The sequence below is a fragment of the Campylobacter concisus genome (genome assembly GCF_902460845.1).
Classification (GTDB): Bacteria; Campylobacterota; Campylobacteria; order Campylobacterales; family Campylobacteraceae; genus Campylobacter_A; species Campylobacter_A concisus_X.
This window is the reverse complement of sequence record NZ_CABPVS010000004.1, coordinates 128492-146652: the sequence shown is the minus strand read 5'-3', so window position 1 is coordinate 146652 and position 18161 is coordinate 128492. Positions and strand designations below refer to the sequence as shown.

The 18161-nt window shown below is 37.6% G+C and carries 18 protein-coding genes; 5 read left to right on the top strand and 13 right to left on the bottom strand.

All coding sequences use genetic code 11. The annotated features are described in order from the left end of the window. The first annotated feature begins 63 nt into the window (after positions 1–63). From hsrA to F3H00_RS06025, 3 genes are read left to right on the top strand one after another with little or no spacing between them, the layout of a single operon-like run. Positions 64–735, top strand: a complete 672-nt coding sequence (hsrA, locus tag F3H00_RS06035; protein ID WP_002942555.1) for a homeostatic response regulator transcription factor HsrA — start codon at positions 64–66, stop codon at positions 733–735. 38 nt (positions 736–773) lie between these two features. After that, on the top strand, positions 774–1991 hold the full coding sequence (locus F3H00_RS06030) for a sensor histidine kinase (RefSeq protein ID WP_187424084.1): 1218 nt from the start codon (positions 774–776) through the stop codon (positions 1989–1991). Between the two features lie 2 nt (positions 1992–1993). Further along, the gene (locus F3H00_RS06025) at positions 1994–3442 is read left to right on the top strand and encodes a Ppx/GppA phosphatase family protein (RefSeq protein WP_148799132.1); all 1449 of its coding nucleotides are present in this window, start codon (positions 1994–1996) and stop codon (positions 3440–3442) included. Positions 3443–3503: 61 nt separating this feature from the next. Here the strand turns inward: F3H00_RS06025 and F3H00_RS06020 are convergent, their stop codons facing one another. The 10 genes from F3H00_RS06020 to F3H00_RS05975 all read right to left on the bottom strand — a co-directional run bounded on the left by F3H00_RS06020 (position 3504) and on the right by F3H00_RS05975 (position 11900). Then, positions 3504–4382, bottom strand: a complete 879-nt coding sequence (locus F3H00_RS06020) for an excinuclease ABC subunit A (protein ID WP_148799130.1) — start codon at positions 4380–4382, stop codon at positions 3504–3506. After that, a complete protein-coding gene (gene fliN, locus F3H00_RS06015) occupies positions 4379–4696 on the bottom strand; it encodes a flagellar motor switch protein FliN (protein WP_021091807.1) in 318 nt (105 codons plus the stop codon). Before fliN ends, F3H00_RS06020 begins: the two co-directional genes overlap by 4 nt. Beyond that, complete coding sequence (locus tag F3H00_RS06010) at positions 4693–5112, bottom strand: chemotaxis protein CheX (RefSeq protein ID WP_084041241.1); 420 nt, start codon at positions 5110–5112, stop codon at positions 4693–4695. The genes fliN and F3H00_RS06010 overlap by 4 nt, the downstream gene beginning before the upstream one ends. Positions 5113–5190: 78 nt before the next feature. Further along, positions 5191–5940, bottom strand: a complete 750-nt coding sequence (gene trpA, locus F3H00_RS06005) for a tryptophan synthase subunit alpha (RefSeq protein ID WP_148799128.1) — start codon at positions 5938–5940, stop codon at positions 5191–5193. Next, positions 5933–7114 (bottom strand): tryptophan synthase subunit beta, encoded by a 1182-nt coding sequence (gene trpB / locus F3H00_RS06000; RefSeq protein ID WP_148799126.1) that lies wholly within the window; start codon positions 7112–7114, stop codon positions 5933–5935. The genes trpA and trpB overlap by 8 nt, the downstream gene beginning before the upstream one ends. Further along, entirely contained in the window at positions 7104–7718 is a 615-nt protein-coding gene (locus F3H00_RS05995; RefSeq protein WP_107686773.1) for a phosphoribosylanthranilate isomerase, read from the bottom strand. Before F3H00_RS05995 ends, trpB begins: the two co-directional genes overlap by 11 nt. Next, the gene (trpD, locus tag F3H00_RS05990; protein WP_148799124.1) at positions 7705–9321 is read right to left on the bottom strand and encodes an anthranilate phosphoribosyltransferase; all 1617 of its coding nucleotides are present in this window, start codon (positions 9319–9321) and stop codon (positions 7705–7707) included. Before trpD ends, F3H00_RS05995 begins: the two co-directional genes overlap by 14 nt. Positions 9322–9406: 85 nt before the next feature. Then, positions 9407–9979 carry a recombination mediator RecR gene (gene recR / locus F3H00_RS05985; protein ID WP_107858553.1) on the bottom strand — a complete coding sequence of 191 codons (573 nt, stop codon included), beginning with the start codon at positions 9977–9979 and terminating at the stop codon, positions 9407–9409. Then, on the bottom strand, positions 9976–11232 hold the full coding sequence (locus F3H00_RS05980; RefSeq protein WP_148799122.1) for an ArsS family sensor histidine kinase: 1257 nt from the start codon (positions 11230–11232) through the stop codon (positions 9976–9978). Before F3H00_RS05980 ends, recR begins: the two co-directional genes overlap by 4 nt. Continuing rightward, the gene (locus F3H00_RS05975) at positions 11229–11900 is read right to left on the bottom strand and encodes a response regulator transcription factor (protein WP_021091583.1); all 672 of its coding nucleotides are present in this window, start codon (positions 11898–11900) and stop codon (positions 11229–11231) included. Before F3H00_RS05975 ends, F3H00_RS05980 begins: the two co-directional genes overlap by 4 nt. 122 nt (positions 11901–12022) lie before the next feature. On the opposite strand from F3H00_RS05975, the gene dnaJ reads away from it, so the two are divergent. Continuing rightward, positions 12023–13165: a molecular chaperone DnaJ gene (gene dnaJ / locus F3H00_RS05970; RefSeq protein WP_054197114.1), complete on the top strand. Its 1143-nt coding sequence runs from the start codon at positions 12023–12025 to the stop codon at positions 13163–13165. 639 nt (positions 13166–13804) lie between these two features. On the opposite strand, the gene pyk is transcribed toward dnaJ, so the two are convergent. After that, positions 13805–15256, bottom strand: a complete 1452-nt coding sequence (gene pyk, locus F3H00_RS05965) for a pyruvate kinase (protein ID WP_148799120.1) — start codon at positions 15254–15256, stop codon at positions 13805–13807. 90 nt (positions 15257–15346) lie between these two features. Here pyk and F3H00_RS05960 point away from each other — a divergent pair, with 90 nt between their 5' ends. Then, the gene (locus F3H00_RS05960; RefSeq protein WP_021091622.1) at positions 15347–16402 is read left to right on the top strand and encodes a TRAP transporter substrate-binding protein; all 1056 of its coding nucleotides are present in this window, start codon (positions 15347–15349) and stop codon (positions 16400–16402) included. 121 nt (positions 16403–16523) lie between these two features. Here the strand turns inward: F3H00_RS05960 and F3H00_RS05955 are convergent, their stop codons facing one another. Both F3H00_RS05955 and F3H00_RS05950 read right to left on the bottom strand, forming a co-directional pair. Further along, entirely contained in the window at positions 16524–17312 is a 789-nt protein-coding gene (locus F3H00_RS05955; RefSeq protein ID WP_148799118.1) for a shikimate dehydrogenase, read from the bottom strand. Further along, positions 17309–18154, bottom strand: a complete 846-nt coding sequence (locus F3H00_RS05950; protein ID WP_148799116.1) for an SPOR domain-containing protein — start codon at positions 18152–18154, stop codon at positions 17309–17311. Before F3H00_RS05950 ends, F3H00_RS05955 begins: the two co-directional genes overlap by 4 nt. Positions 18155–18161 lie beyond the last annotated feature (7 nt).

Below are 18161 nucleotides of genomic sequence, written 5' to 3'. Positions count from 1 at the left end.
TATCTTGAAATATTGCTTAATTTATGATACAATCGCCCATAAATTTTAGTTTAAGGAAGCAAAATGCGTATTTTAATAGTTGAAGATGAAGTGACGCTAAATAAGACGATTGCTGAGGGCTTGCAGGAGTTTGGCTATCAAACTGATAGCTCTGAAAATTTTAAAGATGCTGAGTACTATATAGGTATCAGAAATTACGATCTAGTTTTGACCGATTGGATGCTTCAAGATGGCGATGGCGTAGATCTTATAAACATCATCAAACACAAATCTCCACGCACTTCAGTTGTAGTTCTTTCTGCAAAAGATGACAAAGAAAGCGAAATAAAAGCACTTAGAGCTGGTGCTGATGACTATATCAAAAAACCATTTGATTTTGACATCTTAGTAGCTAGACTTGAAGCAAGACTACGCTTTGGCGGCACAAATATTATAAAAATTGATGAGCTCATCATCAATCCAGATGAAGAGAAAATCACATATTTAGGTCGTGACATTGAGCTTAAGGGTAAACCTTTTGAAGTCCTAACTCACCTTGCAAGACACTCAGATCAGATCGTATCTAAAGAGCAACTGCTTGATGCTATCTGGGAAGAGCCAGAACTTGTAACTCCAAACGTCATTGAAGTCGCTATCAACCAAATCCGCCAAAAAATGGACAAACCACTAAACATTTCAACAATTGAAACTGTTAGAAGACGCGGATATAGATTTTGTTTTCCCAAAAAAGCCTAAGGAATAGATTTATACTACAATTAGCATCTGGTGCTATGATGCTAATTGTAGTTATTTCGGTAATGCTTTATCACTATATAAGGGTTACCGTTTTTCAAAGTGTAGTTAATGAGCTAAACTATCAAGCTGAAGCTTATAAAAAAAATCCTCAGAATTTCAATCCTTTAAATTCAAAAACATTTACGATAGAAAATCCAAACAAAACTCTAGCAACGATAAAAACAGACGAGCCACAAGATAAAGAAACATATATCGTAACGCAAAAATCAAAGGATCAGAGTAAAACTTTTTTAATAACAAAACTCGATGAAACCAGTTATTTAAGCCTAGAAAAAGATACTACACTTCAAGCTCATATAGTAGAAGAAATTTTTATAGATATTATAATCGTAAATGTATCAGCGATACTTTTGGTACTTTTTTATGCACTATTTTTATCAAGAATGCTTTTAATACCTATAAAAATTTTGAGTCACAAACTTACAAATTTAGATGAAAAATTTCTCCATGAGATCGACATAAAAAGTTTACCAGATGAATTTTTACCACTTGGGCAGAGCATAAATAGGCTAATCTCTCGCATCCAAACATTTGTCTTATACCAAAAAGAGCTTTTTGTAGGCGTAGCGCATGAGCTAAAAACACCGCTGGCTGTAATGAAAACAAAAAATGAAGTTACACTTTTAAAGCCACGCGAGAGCGAAAAATATATCGAGGCTCTAAAATCAAATAATGAAGCTATAAACGGTATGAATGCAATGATAAGTTCTGTGCTTGAGATCGGTCGTCAAGAGGGGGCCCAGTTTGAAGAGCCAGTAAATACCGATGTCATAGGATTTTTAAAAAAACTTGCGAAAAACTATGAGATACTTGCAAAAAATGATGAAAAAAATATAAAACTGGACCTAAAACCAGAAATTTTAAATCTAAAAATACAAACTAGCTTGCTAACTCACATTGTGCAAAATTTTGTTCAAAATGCCATTAAATTTTCACCAAAAAATAGCACCATTAAGATTAGCTCCAAGCTTATAAAAAATAAATTTATCATCGAAGTAATAGATGAAGGAATAGGCATAGATGAGAGCAAAGATTTATTTGCTCCATTTAAAAGATATGGCGACAAAGGTGGTGCTGGACTTGGGTTATTTCTAGCTAAAGGTGCGGCACAGGCTCTTGGTGGCGAAGTAGATATTAAAAATAGAAACGATAGAAGCGGTGCAGTCGCAAGCCTAGTTTTAAATATAAAAGGATAAAAATGGCAAAGAGAACCGCAGTAATCGACCTTGGCTCAAATTCTATGCGAATGGCGATATTTGAGAGAACGTCACGCTTAGCGTTTTTTATACTAGCTGAATATAAAACAAAAGTGCGTCTAGGCGAAGGCGGATATGGTTCAAACAATGAAATATCCGAAAGCTCAATGGAAAAAGCACTAAAGGCTTTTAGCGAATTTTCAAATATCATAAAAAGCTACAAATGCAATAAAGTCTTATGTGTTGGTACTTCAGCGCTTAGGGACGCTCCAAACGCAAATGTTCTAATTTCTCTTTTAAGAAAAAAGCTTGGTATAAATTTAAAAGTCATTGACGGCAAAGAAGAGGCTACTTTTGGTGCGATCGCAGCCAAAAATTTACTCCATAACATCGATGAATGCGTCACTATCGATATCGGTGGCGGATCAACTGAACTCGCCAGAATAAGCAAAGGTAAAATAATAGATACACTCTCACTTGACATTGGCACAGTTAGATTAAAAGAGCTTTTTTTTGATAAAAAAAACTTAAATAAATTGCCAAAATTTCTAGAACAGGTTACAAAACAGATAGATGAGCGATTTAAATGCCAAAATATAATCGCTATTGGTGGCTCTCTTAGAGCGATATCATCTGCCATAATGAGCAAAAATTTATATCCACTCTCATCACTGCATGGCTTTTGCTACAAGCTTAGCGACGAGCAAGCCTACATCGAGAGTATTGCAAATGTTAGCGTGCTTGAGCTAAATAAATTTCCTATTAAAAAAGACAGATACGACACCATTAGAGAGGGTGCACATATCTTTTTGGCCCTCGCCAAAGCTCTAAATGCCAAAAATATTATAACAAGTGGGGTTGGCGTAAGAGAGGGGGTGTTCTTGAAAGATTTTTTACGCCCTAGCCTTAAATTTCCACAAAATTTTAATCCAAGTATCAAAAGTTTGCAAGATCGTTTTATATTATCATGCAATAAATCGGTCACAAAGTATACAAAAGATATATTTATGGTATTAAAAAAGCTTCACGGTCTAAGCGATAACTATCTTGAAGTGCTTTTAGTTGCTGCAAAACTTCACAATGTCGGTCAAGAGATTGGCTTTTATGGCGATCATAAAAACTCAGCCTATATAGTCCTAAATGCCTTAAATTATGGCTTTTCGCACGAACAAAAAGCATTGATTGCAGTAGTAATTGGCACAAACGGAAAAAAAAATATCTATGAATTTGAGCGATATAAAAATTTACTTCCAAAAGCCGAGTGTATAAGATGGCTAAGTTTTATACTCTCACTAGCAAAGGCACTTGATCTAACCTGTGAAAGGCTGAATTTAAACTTCGAATTTAGTGGGCACACGCTGAAAATAGAAGGTGCAAAAGAATTTGCTATGGCAAAAGAAGAGATAAAAAAGATCACAAAGCCTGAAATTTTTGCTATTACGTTTGTATAAATTTTGAAACTAGCTTTAACGCATAAAAATTTAAATTGGATGAGAATTTTAGCTAAAACTACTAAAATTCTCCGCTCATTTTATCTTTATAGTTACTTAAACTATTTTTTCGCTCTTCTAAAAATGAGCTTAGTTTTTTCTTGTTCTCTTCGAAAAATATAGCAAAATCCTGCTCATTTTGTATCTTGTCTTCACCAAAGCTATCAAGCATTACATTTGAGCTACCAACTATCACTAAATAACGCCTATTTTCATAGCTTAGTAACATTAGTTTATTCGTACGATCAAGATATTTTTCATAGATGATATTTACGCCACTATTTTGATTTTTAAGTAGCCAGTTCATTGATTTTGTATCATTTTGAGACTGATTTCTAGGTGTTTTAAATCCGCCAAAATCATTACTCTTTGAAGTAATATATCTTTTAAATACATATAAAAATACAAGAAGCGCAATAAGCACACTTAAGACTATAAAATATCTTGAGTCTATATTCAGCATAGGCTCTTCATCTGCCTTTGGAGTACTAGGGGTCTCTATTTTTGCACTAGCTTGAGGCATATTTTGTATTTGAGGTTTTGCATTTTTTAGAGTTACACGAATGCGGAGCCCAAAACTATCAGTCGTCTTTGAAGCATTTACGATAATAGCATCATTTGAGCGTAAATTTAAGACAAGTGAGTTTTGCTTTGGCTCTATCTCAAGCTCTTGAATAATTTTTGAGTTTATGTCTTTGCTAGCACTTTGATCGTAATTTAGAGAATTTAATATCAAAGATGTTGTATCTTTTTCGCGCTTTTGAAAGATATTTCCTTCATAAGGTGCATCAAAGCTAAGCATAATATCGACTCTATCAGCACGTTCATAGATATTGTAAGTTAATAGATTTGAAGCTAAAATTTGAGTTGCAAAAAGTAAGAAAAATAGTATAAATTTCATAAAAGTTCTTTTTTGAAGTACTGAATAACTGACTTTGAATCCAAAATTTCATTTATCCTGATGGCTAAATTTTTCTCATAAACCATTACTTCACCTTTTCCAAAAATTCTATTATTTATATATAGCTCCACACTCTCACCAGCTGGCTTTTCAAGGTCTATGACTGAGCCAGCTTCAAATTTCAAAAGCTCATTTATACTAACCGTGGTAGTTCCTAGCTCAGCTATAAAATCAACACTTATATCCATAAGCTCATCATAGCTCTTAAAAAGCCCTAACTGCTCTAGTGTCTCTATCGCACTCTCGTCGTTCATTGTATGTCGTAGCCTATTTGAAATGTTCTATTTTTTATTTTATATACAAATTTCTCTTTTAGCTTTATGCCAAAATTTTCAACTTCGCCTAAAAATTCAGGCGTTCCTAGTTTGTACGCATTTGGCTCTTTTTCGTTTAGCAGATTTTTAGCCTTGCCGATGATTTGATTAGCTATTTCTTTGCAAAGATCGTCCAGATCGCCACCATCAACATCTTCGTGACCAAAAAAGGCATTCATGAAAATTTTCAAAGTATCTTTTTTAAAAAATAGGTAAAAATGATACTCGCTTTTGCCCTTATAGACTGGTATGCTAGCTCCGTAAAATCCTTTGCCCAGACTCTTGCCAAACTCTAAATCTAGCCCTAAAGTATCCTTGCAAAGATAGCTTGTAGCTTCATCTATAACTTTTCTCATATCTCTTCCTTAAGACTTGAAATGCATTTTCAATTATACTTTGGCTTTACTAAATTAGCTATAAATTTATTAAGCATTTTAAAAGAGTTTATCTATCTCTTTTGCTAGCTTTTCACCACTAAATTCGGCACAAAGCTTAACTATTTGCGTACCTATTATCGCTCCGTCAGCATATTTTTTTACTTCATTAACATCATCTTTGTTTTTTATACCAAAGCCCACAGCCACTGGCAGATCACTCTTTTTCTTAAGCTCTAGGACCAAATTTTTTATCCTGTCTTCATCAGCCCTTTTTGAGCCACTAACGCCGATCGCACCAAGAGCATAAATAAATCCTGAGCCAAATTTCAAAATTCCATCCGCCCTGCCCCCAGAGGTGACGCTGATAAGTGGTATCAGGCTTAAATTTAGCTCCTTGCATTTTAGAGCAAACTCCTCGCACTCCTCGCAAGGCAGATCCGGAACGATAAAGCCGCTAACTCCAGCCTCAACTGATCTTTTTAGAAATTTATCAACGCCATAAGCAAAGATGATATTAAAATAGACCAGAAAAACGAGTGGCTTTGTCACTTTTGCCTTACAACTCTCAAGCATATCAAAGACAATATCTGTATTTACGCCGTTTTGCACTGTCTCAAAGCTAGCTTGCGCGATGAGTTTTCCGTCAGCTAGTGGGTCAGAGTAAGGGATGCCGATCTCGACTAGATCAAGTGTACTCTCATCTAAATTTTCTAAAAATTCCTTCGTTTTTTCTAGGCTTGGATATCCAGCCACGATGTAGCCGATGTTTACTTTTTTGCCACTAAATGCACTTTTTATCTTATCCATAAATTTTTCCTTTTTCGTAGCCGATAACTGTGTTTATGTCCTTATCGCCCCTGCCTGAGACGTTTACGACGATGACGCTTTTTTTATCGAGTTTTGGGCAAAGCTTTTCTAGATATGCCAGCGCGTGCGCGCTCTCGATGGCTGGGATGATGCCCTCCATCTTGCTTAGAAAATACAAGGCATTTATGCACTCATCGTCGGTCACGGCTTCGTATCTTACCCTTTTGATGTCGTTTAAGTGGGCGTGCTCTGGGCCGATGCCTGGGTAGTCTAGGCCTGCTGAGATGCTGTGAACTGGCGAGATCATGCCATACTCATCTTGCAACACGGTCGTTTTCATGCCGTGGATGATGCCGGTTTTACCTTTGCTAAGCGTAGCTGCGTGATAAGGCGTCTCTATGCCAAGGCCGCCAGCTTCTATACCTACCAAATTTACGCTCTCATCGTCCAAAAACGCACTAAAAATACCAATAGCATTACTGCCGCCGCCAACGCAGGCAATGACGTAGTCGGCCTTTTTGCCGTAATCTGCAAGCTGAGCTTTGGCCTCTGTGCCGATGATGCTTTGGAAGTCACGCACGATCTTTGGATATGGGTGCGGACCAACGGCTGAGCCAATGACGTAAAATGCGCTCTCTATCTCATTTACCCATGCTTGAATAGCCGCCGTAGTCGCCTCTTTTAACGTTTTTAAGCCGTCTTCTACGCTCACCACTTTTGCGCCAAGAAGCTGCATACGAAAGGCATTTAGCTGCTGTCTAGCCACGTCTGTTGCGCCCATATATACATCACACTCTAAGCCCAAAAGTGCCGCTGCAGTCGCTGTTGCCACGCCATGCTGTCCAGCTCCAGTCTCAGCTAAAATTTTCTTTTTACCCATTTTTTTAGCAAGCAACGCTTGAGCTAGAGCATTATTTATCTTGTGCGCGCCCGTGTGGTTTAGATCCTCACGCTTGAGGTAAATTTCATGTCCGTAGTGCTCGCTTAGGCGCTTTGCAAAAAAGAGCGGACTAGGCCTGCCAACGTAGTTTTTCAAAAGATCATCAAGCTCGTCTTTAAACTCTTTTGTTTTTGCGATGCTCTCATAAGCATTTTCTAGCTCATCAAGGGCAAACATCACCGTCTCAGGCACAAACTGCCCGCCAAATTTTCCAAAATATGCTTTAGTGTTCATTTTCTACCTCACCTATGATCTTTAAAATTCTCTCTATCTTTTGCGCATCTTTTATGCCGTTTTCGTCCTCGACTTTGGAGTTGATATCGACTAGATATGGCTTAAATTTCAGCGCCTCTTTTATGTTGTGCTCGCCTATGCCTCCAGCCATGCCAAATTTAAACTTAACCTCTTTTAAAATTTCCCACTCAAAGCTAGTGCCGTTTCCGCCAGCATTTTCGCCCTTGCAGTCAAAAAGCGCCATGTCAAAATGCTTAAAATCAACCTCTGGCAAGCTATCTTTCACGCTAAAAACCTGCCAAATCTCAAGCCCCATATCTTTTAAATTTGTCTCTAAATTTTCACTCACCACTCCATGCACTTGAGCCACATCAAGACCAGCAAACTGGCAAATTTCTATTATCTCGCACTCACTTTGCTCAGCAAAAACGCCAACTACTTTTTTACTCTTGTTGTGAGCAAATTTCGCTATCTGCCTAGCTAAATTTAGCTCAACCCTTCTTTTACTTTTAGCAAATATTAACCCGATAAAATCAACATCCAAAGCACAAACCGCACTCGCCTCATCTAGCGTTTTGATACCACAAATTTTAACTAGCGCCATTAGCCCCAGCCTTTATAAACTCTTCATAAAATTTATACGCCCTGCCAGAATTTATCGCCTCTAGCACCATTTTTTTAGCCTCGTCTGGATTATTTGCGCCATCAGCTGCATAAAGCGCAAACATCGCGTTAAAGACAACGATGTCAAATTTCGCCCCCTGCTCCTCGCCTTTTAGCGTACGGATCAAGGTTTTGGCGTTTTCTTCAGGTATGTCGCCCTCGATATCGCTGTGAAGCGCTCTTTTAAAGCCAAACTGCTCTGGCGTGATGCTGTACTCAAAAATTTCGCCATTTTTTAGCTCCACAACGCTTGTTTCACTACAAAGCGTGATCTCGTCCAGTCCGTCATCGCCGCGGACGACTAGAGCGTGCTTTCTGCCAAGGATTTTAAGTGTCTGGGCGTAGAGTTTTAAGACAGGCTTATGATAGACGCCAACTAGCTGATTTGTAAGGTTTAAATTTGGATTTAAAAGTGGTCCAAGCACGTTAAATACGGTTCTTATGCCAAGTCTTTGGCGCACTTCTCTGACCTCACCAACTAGTGGGTGGAAAAATGGCGCATGGAAAAAGGCTAAATTTTTACTAGCTAAATTTTCGCGCTGTTTTGCCAGTGATTTTTCACTTTTTACGCCTAAAATTTCAAGCACATCAGAGCTACCTGACTTGCTTGAAACTGCCTTGTTGCCGTGTTTTGCGACCTTTATGCCAAGGCTTGCAAGGATAAATGCCACAGTTGTTGAGATATTTATCGTCTTAAAGCCATCGCCTCCAGTGCCGCAAAGATCGATCATAGGCGTGTCATCGCGGTAGGTTTGCGAGTATTTTAGGATATTTTTTGCAAGCGCAGCGAGGCTTTTTGGATAGAGGCTCTTTTCGCTAATGAGCACCAAAAGGGCTGAAAGCTGCACGATCTCGTACTCTTTACTGGCTATTATCTCGCAAATTTGCTCAAAGTCGCTATCATCAAGCGGTATGCTCTCTTGAAGCTTGATAAGATATGGTTTAAGAGAGCGGATTTTTAGCTCTTTAACCTCATCTTTTGCCTTGTAATTTACAAAATTTTCAACGATCTTTTTGCCGTATTGTGTAAAGTAGCTCTCAGGGTGAAACTGGATGCCAAATATCGGCTTATCTTTTACGCTAAGCGCCATTACTACGCCATCATCGCTCACCGCATCAGCACTTAGTCCAGCTGGGAGCTCATCGACATAAAGCGAGTGGTAGCGCATAACCTCAAAGCGCTCAGGTAGCCCAGCAAAAAGCGGCTCTTTGTTTTTCACGTCAATAAACGAGGTCTTGCCGTGAAGTGGGTCATCTAGCCTTTTTATCTTTGCGCCAAAACTAAGCCCTATAGCTTGGTGTCCAAGGCAAATTCCAAGCACTGGCACGCCAAGGTCGGCTTTTAGAATTTCTAAACAAACTCCGCTATCTTTTGGATGCTTTGGCCCTGGGCTTAAAATGATCTTGCTTGGGTTTAGTTTTTTGATCTCGTCAAGTGTGATCTTGTCATTTCTAACACATCTAACCTCTTCATCTGTAAGCTCTTTTACATATTGCTCAACATTAAAAACAAAACTATCGTAATTATCTATGAGTAAAATCAACCTATATCCTTTAAATTTAGCAGCGGTTGAGCCTTGGCTAAATTTCTATAAATTTAGGCAAAATTATAACTAAAAGAAAGTTTAATTAGGCTTTTGTACGGCTTTCGTAGGCTTTTAAAAGTGAAAGCATATCGACGTTTTCTAAATTTACACCAGTTGGCACGCCCTGAGCGATCTTGCTAAATGAAATTTCACTCATACCAAGCTTGTCCTCGACATAAAGCATGAGCGCGTCTGAATTTAACCCCGGCGTAAAGGCAAAAACGACCTCTTTTGAACCATTTTGCGTGATAGCGCTTCGCAGCCTCTCTATGGCATCTTCGTCGATCTCATCAAGTACAAAATAAAGTCCATTGTAGATGCCATTTTGCTCAAAAACCAAGATATCTTTTGGACTTTCAACCAGCAAGATGACGTCGCTGTCCCTACTCTCATCGCTGCAAATGTCACAAATTTCATTTTCGCTTAGCCCACCGCAACGCTCACAGCGCTTGATAAATCTCACCGCGTCTTCGATATTTTGAGCGAGCCTTAGCCCTGCAAAGCTATCTTGCATGCAGACAAAATAGGCAAACCTTGCGGCTGATTTTTTACCAACACCAGGGAGCTTTGCAAAAGACTCAGTTAGTTCGTTAAATTTTTCTAAGCCTCTTTTCATGCTCGCTTCACCTTTGATCTAAGTAAAATTTTAAATACATGATAGCCGTCTTCGTAGTCATAAACAAGCTCAAATTTTTGCATCTGACAAATTTGCTCGATGATATAAAGTCCAAGCCCCATACCACTTCCTGCACTCACCTTATCGCCACGCACAAAGGCTTGTTTGTAGTAGTCAATTGGATGATTTAGCTTTTTGCCTAAATTTTTAACCGCTATAAATTCGCTATCGCAGATCAAGATGGCCTTTTTGTCCTCTGCGTATTTTAGGGCATTATCTATCAAATTTTTAATGGCCAAACTAAAAAGCTGAAAATCCACTCTTAAAATGACATCATCTCTGATATCACAGCTCACTCGCTCTTCAAATTTATCAAGCATGAGCATATCTTGCACTTGCTCTAAAATGAGCGAGAAATGGCACTCTTGATAGTTTAACGCATAGCTTTTAGAAAGGAGCTGCTCGACCTTGCTAAATTCATTTATCAGCATCTCAAGGCGCTCAAACACATTGATAAGCCTCATCTTTTGGGTCTCATTTGCGACCATTTCAGAGACGATCCTGCCCTTACCAATAGGTGTCTTTAGCTCATGCATGATCGCACGCAAAAATAGCTGCCTTGAGCGGATGAGCTCTCTGATCTTGCAAACGGCATTATCAAACTCAACAGCGACCTGTCCGATCTCATCTTGCTCGTTTTCATTTAGCCTAGCCGTCATCGCCATTTCCATATTTCCACTGGCAAATTTTCTGATATCTTTACTAAGTCTTCTAAGTGGTGAAAGACTTCTAAGAACAGAAACATAAAGTGAGATGAGAAGGGCTGAAACTATCAAAAATGCAACCCAAAGCGGATCATTTACGTGTCTTGCATCATTACTTTCAAGAAGTAGCTGAAAAGATGGATTTTTAATAAGCAAATACAAATCGCCTTTGTAATTAACCGATTGCACCACTCCAAGAGGTGTGTGCTGCGTAAAAACAACAGTTCCGTTTGTAGCTATTGAAGTGGCTAAATTTTTATTTCCAACATACTCTAAGTAAAAATTTTTAAAATAATGTTCTAAATCTCTTGGGGGATTTCCACGTTCATAGAGTGCGACAAGATAGTTCATCGCACTTATTTGTCTATCCTTTAGTTTTTCTAAAGCGCTTTCTTGCTGAATGTTTGCAAAAGTTACAAAGAGCAAGCACATCAGCGAGAAAGCTATGGCAAAGATAATAGTTATCTTCGTAGTTATGGAATATTTCATCCGATAAGCTTATATCCTATGCCTCTTACTGAAAATATATGTTTTGGGGCTTTTGAGCTATCACCGATTTTTGATCTAAGGCGTCCGATAATAACATCTAAGCTCTTTGAATCTTTATCTTTTAGGCTTTTGCAGTTATAAACCAACTGCTCACGAGAGACTGAAAAGCTGTGTTGTTTGATAAGATATGTCAAAATTTCATACTCAGCTGGAGTAAGAGCTAATGGCTCATTGTTAAAGTAAATTTCGTGACGTTTATCATCGATCCTAAATGCGCTATCAACGACCTCTTCTTGTACTTCATTTGTCTTTTTATATCTTCTTATAAGACTTGTGATACGAGCATACATCTCTTTTGGATCGTATGGTTTTGGCAAATAATCATCAGCACCAAGCTGAAGTCCAACAACCTTGTCACTAATATCGCTTCTAGCTGAACTTATGATGATAGGAATGTCGTATTTTTGGCGAATTTCTTTACAAACCTCAAGCCCATCAATGCCCGGCAAAGTAAGATCAAGTATTAGCAAATCATAGTTTTTTATTCCAGCACTAAGCCCTAAATAAGGGTCTTCAAAATTCGTAACTTTTATATTAAAACTATCAAGATATTCAGATAAAATTTGTGCAAATTCTGGATCGTCTTCTATCATTAAAACATTAACCATGAATTATCCTTTTTATTAAAAATAGTAGAGATTATACGGCAAAAATGTAAATTCTTTTTTAAATTTAAACTTTTTTGGGTAAAATCCCATATTTAAAATAAGCTTAATTAACAAGGGAAAATGTGGAATTTGACTATTACGAAATCCTTGAAATTTCAAGAAATGCAAGCGGAGATGAGATCAAAAAAGCCTTTAGAAGACTTGCTTTAAAATATCACCCAGATAGAAATTCTGGTGACAAAGAGGCTGAACTAAAATTTAAACAGATAAATGAAGCTTATCAAGTTTTAAGTGACGAGCAAAAACGCTCTATCTACGACAGATACGGCAAAGAAGGCCTTGAGGGTCGATTTGGTAGCGGTGGCGGATTTAGTGCCGATTTTGATCTTTCAGATATTTTTGACTCATTTTTTGGTGGCGGTTTTGCGAGTAGTTCTAGGCAGAGAAAAAGATACTCTGAAAAATACTCAGCCGATCTTGAAATTCCTATAAATTTGGAGTTTAACGAAGCTATTTTTGGTTGCGAAAAAGAGATAAAATTTGATCAAAAAGTACCTTGTCCAACATGCAATGCAACTGGCAGTAAAGACGGCAAAAGTAAAACTTGCCAGCACTGTGGCGGAAGTGGCAGGATAACACGTGGAAATGGCTTTATGAATATCGTCCAAGAGTGTCCATATTGTCACGGAAGCGGTGAAGTAATAAGCGAACCATGCCCCGATTGTAACGCGAAAGCTTATAAAATCCAGCAACAAACTGTAAAGATTACCATCCCTGAAGGCGTTGATAGCGGCATGAGAATGAGAGTAGCTGGTAAAGGTAATATCGGTACAAACGGCGTTCAAGGCGATCTTTATGTAAGCATAAACGTAAAAGAAGATAAGCATTTCATTCGCCACAACGACGATGTTTATCTAGAAATTCCTGTCTTTTTCACGCAAGCTATACTTGGCGAAAGTATAAAAATTCCAACTCTTCGAGGAGAAACTGAGCTAAAACTACCTGTTGGAGCAAAGGATAAGCAGCAATTTATCTTTGAAAATGAAGGTATTAAAAGCGTAAATTCGCGTAAAAAAGGTAGGCTCGTAGCGCAAATTTCTATTCAAACGCCTGAAAAACTAAGCGATGAGCAAAAAGAGCTTTTAAATAAGCTTCAAGCTAGCTTTGGCATAGAATCAGGTAAATCAAATACCGATGAAAGCGTCTTTGATAAGATAAAAAGCTGGTTTAAAGGCGATGAGCCAAAAGGCAAAAAGAAAAAATAAATTTAATTTGTGGCGTTAAATTTAGCGTCACAAATTCTTTCAAAATAAATTTTATATATACTAATTTTTACAAGTAAATTTCACACAAATTTTAAAATTTTATGAAGGAGTAATTTCGGCTATAAAATTTGAGCTAAGCGGTAAGTGAAGCCAAATTTTAGCAGTCAATTCTTGCGAGTGGATGAAAATTTTAAAATTTACAAAGCAATCTAGTTAAATTTAAATGTTTGTTTCTTTCGTTAAGGGGAAGAGGCTTGAATTACGAAGTCGCTCCCTTCCCCCTTAGCAATCCCCTAACCCCGACGACGTTAGAAGTGGCATGCCTCAGTACTAACGCACTGCATGCGTTATATTAAATTTCCAGCAAATTATAAAATTTATTATCGAGCATACCACAGCTCTAAATTTAGTGCTAAACGAAGTGTGGCCTAAATTTAGTAGTCTACTAAGGCGAGTGAGTAAGATTTTAAAATTTGCAAAATTGCTTTGTTATATTAAGTAGGCATCAGGCAAATTTTAAAATTTCATGAAGGAGTAATTTCGGCTATAAAATTTGAGCCAAATAAAAAGCAAGAACGAATCTTAGCAGTCAATTCTTACGAGCAAGCAAAATTTTAAAATTTGCAAGAGAGTATAAATTTACTCAGTTGCAAGCTCCAAATAATAATCAAGCTGATCGCGTCTGATGATACGTATAAGGTTCGTGCTACCCTCAACGCCCGTAGGGTGACCTGCGGTTACTAGATAGGTCTTGTCGTGTTCGACATATCCCTCTTCATATGCCTTTTTCATGACGTTTGCTAAAAGTGAGCTAAGTTTTGTTTTTTCTAGTACAAGTGCTGGCGTAACACCCCAAGCGAGAGTAAGCATGTGCGCTGTTTGTTCATCGTGAGCAACTGCGATGATGTCGATATTTGTGCGATTTCTAGCTAATTTTATAGCCGATTTTCCTGAGCCAGTGATCGAGATTAGTGCATCTGCTTTTATGCGAACAGCAAGAGATGCGGCACTACTTGCCACCATATCGGTCTCATCAAAAAAATCAAACTCATCAAATTTATTATATGGATAGATGCTTTGAGTTTGGATGATCGTCTGACTCATCGCCTCTACGACCGCGACTGGGTTTTTACCGATCGCACTCTCCTCGCTTAGCATAACAGCATCAGTACCGTCTAGCACAGCATTTGCCACGTCGCTGATCTCCGCTCTTGTGGCAGTCTCATGCTCTGCCATGCTTAGCATCATCTGGGTTGCTGTGATGACCGGCTTGCTTGCTGCATTTGCCTTTTTGATGATGAGCTTTTGAATGGTTGGAACCTTATAAAATGGCACCTCTATACCAAGATCGCCACGAGCCACCATGATACCATCACTCTTTGCGATGATATCATCTATATTCTCTACTGCATCAAATTTCTCGATCTTCGATAAAACAGCAGCTCTTGAGCCAAATTCTTTTAAGATATTTTTTGCCTTTATTACGTCATTTGCATCTTGCACAAAGCTAATAGCAACAAAATTTACACCATGCTTTGCGCCAAATTTCATATCTTCTTTATCTTTTTGCGTGATGATCTCTATGCCAAGGGCTGTATTTGGGAAATTTACGCCTTTATTTGAGTTTAAAATTCCATCATTTTCAATGATAGTTTTTACTACTTCTTTGCCTTCACTAATGACCTTTGCTCTTATAGAGCCATCATAGAGATAGACATACTCGCCAACCTTTAGCATAGGCAAAATTTGAGGCTGGTTTAGGCTTACTTTATAAATTCCTTTTTCCACTTTTTCACCGATGATCTCATCAGCATGGATACTAAGTTCATCACCGGCCTTTAGATAAAATGGCTCACTAAGCTTGCCAACTCTGATCTTTGGGCCGCAGATATCTTGTAAAATTCCTATTCTTTTATTTAGCTTTTTTTCGATATTTCTTATCTTGTCAATGTTTGATTTATGGTATTCGTGTGTCCCATGGCTAAAATTTAAACGAAAGACATTAACACCCGCTTTTACCATCGCTTCCATTGTCTCTTCATTATCACTTGCTGGCCCCAAAGTAGCTACGATTTTTGTCTTTTTTATCATTTTATGCCCCATAAATTTGATTTTTGCGATTATAACACATTTTAATAATGTAATTTTTTGTATAATAGGCAAAATTTCAAAGGAGAAGATATGAATAAATTTTTATTAGCGTCTCTTGGTTTAGCAGCTGTTGCTTGCGTTGCTATGGGAGATGATAAAGTTTATAAGCTAAAGCTTGCTAGCTCATGGGAGAGCACTATGCCAGTGCTTGGTGATGTGCCAAAAGAGCTAAAGGATAAAGTTGAAAAGATGAGTAATGGCAGACTTGAGCTAAGGATTGATTATCCATCAAAGCATAAATCACCTTTTGCAATGCTTGATTTTGCTAAAAGCGGTCAATACGACATTACCTACACAAGTAGCTATTATTATAAAGGCAAAGATGCTAAAACTATATTTTTTACAGCAACTCCATTTATGATGAATACTGACGAGCAAACAGCTTGGTATGAATTTGGCGGTGGTAAGGAGCTTGAGGCAAAAGTTTACGATCCATACAATATCAAAATTTTTAGAGCTGGAAATACCGGCATGCAAATGGGTGGCTGGTTTAAAAAAGAGATAAAATCACTAGATGATATCAAAGGTTTAAAGATAAGAATTCCGGGCTTTGGTGGTGAAATTTACGCTAAACTTGGCGCTAACATCAATACTATCCCAACTGGTGAGCTTTATATGGCTCTTGAGATGGGAACGATCGACTCAGTCGAATGGGTTAGCCCAGCTTATGATATGGCACTTGGCTTTCACAAAGTGGCAAAATACTACTACACAGGCTGGCAAGAGCCAAACGGTGAAACTCAATTTTTCTTTAATAAAAAATCATACGAGAAGCTTCCAGATGACCTAAAAGCGATCTTTGAAGCAGCTGCAGCCGAAGTAGCAAGAGATGCAAATACAAAAGTATTTTATTCAAATGTCGAGTACTGGGATAAAATGAAGAGCGAGTATCCAGACATCCAAGTAAAATCTTTCCCACCAGAAGTAATCGCAGCTCTTAAAAAAGCCACAAATGAGCTTCTTGATGAAGAGAGTGCTAAAGATCCACTATTTAAAGAGATCGTTGAGTCACAAAGAGCTTTCCTTAAAAAAGCAAGAGAATGGACTAAAATTTCAGACTACGCTTATATCAAAACAAACGAATAGTAAAATTTAGCAGGGATCTTCCCTGCTTTTTATATTTACTCCAATTACTTTCAATAAAAATTTTAATCAAAATGTTTTTATACAAGCCATAAATTTTTACAAAAATAAATACTGGTGGCTATTATAGATAGAAAATTTCTCTCATTGAGCGCTCGATCTTTGACTCATTGAGTGTATTATTAAAAAATAAATTTAGTGCTAGAACTGCTTGATACAAAAGCATATCGGCGCCATCTTTTACGTCAAGGCTATTTTGCTTGGCCATTTCTAAAAATGGTGTCTGCTTGCCATAAATCACATCAAATGCAAATTTAGCATCCTTAAAAATGCTTTTTAAAATTTCTTTAGGTGCTGGTAGAAAATCATCCTTTAAACCAGCAGAGGTCGAGTTAATGACTAGATCAAATTTTTGCTCTTCGTAGTTATCCCAACTAAAGCATTTGTACTCATCTTTAAATTTCTCAAACCTATCTTTGCTTCTATTTAGTATGCAAACATCAACGCCTTGTTCTTTTAATGCATAAGTTATGGCATTTGCAGTACCGCCAGCTCCAAGAACAATAGCTTTTTTTACATCTTTAAAATTTTTTATTGCCTTTAAAAACCCGGGCGCATCTGTGTTATACGCATAAATTTTGTCTTTTTTAAGCACAAGCGTATTTGCAGAGCCTATTTTACGAGCTATATCTGAAGCTTCATCGGCTAAATTTAAAGCCCACTCTTTATGTGGAAGTGTTACGTTTGCACCGTTTAATTTTAAGGATTTAAATTTATTGATTAATTCGCTGCCATCTTTTAACAAGACCCTTGTATAAAGTGCTTTTAAGTCCAGGTCTGCAATGGCTTTGTTGTGCAGCCTCGGAGATACCGAGTGAGCTATCGGGTCTCCAAAGACTGCGAATGTTTTCATTTTGCTCTAAAGATAAAAGCGTCTTTATTGATATCTTTTCTAATATCGCCTACTGCTTTTTGAAGCGTTTTTTCATCAAATGGACCAACTAAAATTTTAGTCAGTTCACCAACTTTTATAGTCTTGTAACTATATCCCTTAGCAGCGATCTTCTTCATATATTCAGCATTTGGATTAAATTTACTAGTCACAAACACTTGAACGTAAGAGCCTTTTGTGGCAGGTTCACTTTTAGCTACTTCAGCTTTTTTGTCCGTTTTTTCTATTTTGGTTTCAGCCTTTTTTTCAATCTTTTTATCTACTTTATTTTCAGTCTTAGCTGGTTTTGCCTCACTCTTTTTATCAGTAGCTGCTACCTTTTCGACTTTTTTAACTGGAGCATCTGCCTTTGTCTCAGCTTTTTTTGCTGGTATTTCAGCAGGCTTTTCGATAGGCTTAACTATCTCTTTTGGCTCTTCAGTTTTAGAAACAGGCTTATTGTTTTCTTTATCTTTTAGCTTTTTGATCATATCTTCAAATTCATCTTGTTGCTTATTTTCAGGCACGATCGGTACTTGCTCAAAAAGCTGTGTATCGCCTTTTTTATTGTCTGAATTTGTATCAGCTATCGGAGCTTGTCTATCTACTGGCTGCTCAGCTGGTACTGGAGGAAGTACTAGTCTCGAATCAGCTTCATTTTGAGCTTGTGAAGGATCGCTTGAATTTACTAGCTTCATAGCCACTACAATAATCAAAAAAAGTATAATAAGAGCTACTATAAATATCAGAAGTTTTTTTAGCTTCAATCCTCTTGCGTCATCATCTCTTTCTAAAAGAATATCTTTTAACTCATCGTTTTCCACTTTTTAT

What these genes read in the sequence shown, in the direction of transcription:
- hsrA (WP_002942555.1), top strand. Translation starts at nt 64, where the DNA reads ATGCGTATTTTAATAGTTGAAGATGAAGTGACGCTAAATAAGACGATT.
- F3H00_RS06030 (WP_187424084.1), top strand. Translation starts at nt 774, where the DNA reads ATGCTAATTGTAGTTATTTCGGTAATGCTTTATCACTATATAAGGGTT.
- F3H00_RS06025 (WP_148799132.1), top strand. Translation starts at nt 1,994, where the DNA reads ATGGCAAAGAGAACCGCAGTAATCGACCTTGGCTCAAATTCTATGCGA.
- F3H00_RS06020 (WP_148799130.1), bottom strand. Translation starts at nt 4,382, where the DNA reads ATGAAATTTATACTATTTTTCTTACTTTTTGCAACTCAAATTTTAGCT.
- fliN (WP_021091807.1), bottom strand. Translation starts at nt 4,696, where the DNA reads ATGAACGACGAGAGTGCGATAGAGACACTAGAGCAGTTAGGGCTTTTT.
- F3H00_RS06010 (WP_084041241.1), bottom strand. Translation starts at nt 5,112, where the DNA reads ATGAGAAAAGTTATAGATGAAGCTACAAGCTATCTTTGCAAGGATACT.
- trpA (WP_148799128.1), bottom strand. Translation starts at nt 5,940, where the DNA reads ATGGATAAGATAAAAAGTGCATTTAGTGGCAAAAAAGTAAACATCGGC.
- trpB (WP_148799126.1), bottom strand. Translation starts at nt 7,114, where the DNA reads ATGAACACTAAAGCATATTTTGGAAAATTTGGCGGGCAGTTTGTGCCT.
- F3H00_RS05995 (WP_107686773.1), bottom strand. Translation starts at nt 7,718, where the DNA reads ATGGCGCTAGTTAAAATTTGTGGTATCAAAACGCTAGATGAGGCGAGT.
- recR (WP_107858553.1), bottom strand. Translation starts at nt 9,979, where the DNA reads ATGAAAAGAGGCTTAGAAAAATTTAACGAACTAACTGAGTCTTTTGCA.
- F3H00_RS05980 (WP_148799122.1), bottom strand. Translation starts at nt 11,232, where the DNA reads ATGAAATATTCCATAACTACGAAGATAACTATTATCTTTGCCATAGCT.
- F3H00_RS05975 (WP_021091583.1), bottom strand. Translation starts at nt 11,900, where the DNA reads ATGGTTAATGTTTTAATGATAGAAGACGATCCAGAATTTGCACAAATT.
- pyk (WP_148799120.1), bottom strand. Translation starts at nt 15,256, where the DNA reads ATGATAAAAAAGACAAAAATCGTAGCTACTTTGGGGCCAGCAAGTGAT.
- F3H00_RS05960 (WP_021091622.1), top strand. Translation starts at nt 15,347, where the DNA reads ATGAATAAATTTTTATTAGCGTCTCTTGGTTTAGCAGCTGTTGCTTGC.
- F3H00_RS05955 (WP_148799118.1), bottom strand. Translation starts at nt 17,312, where the DNA reads ATGAAAACATTCGCAGTCTTTGGAGACCCGATAGCTCACTCGGTATCT.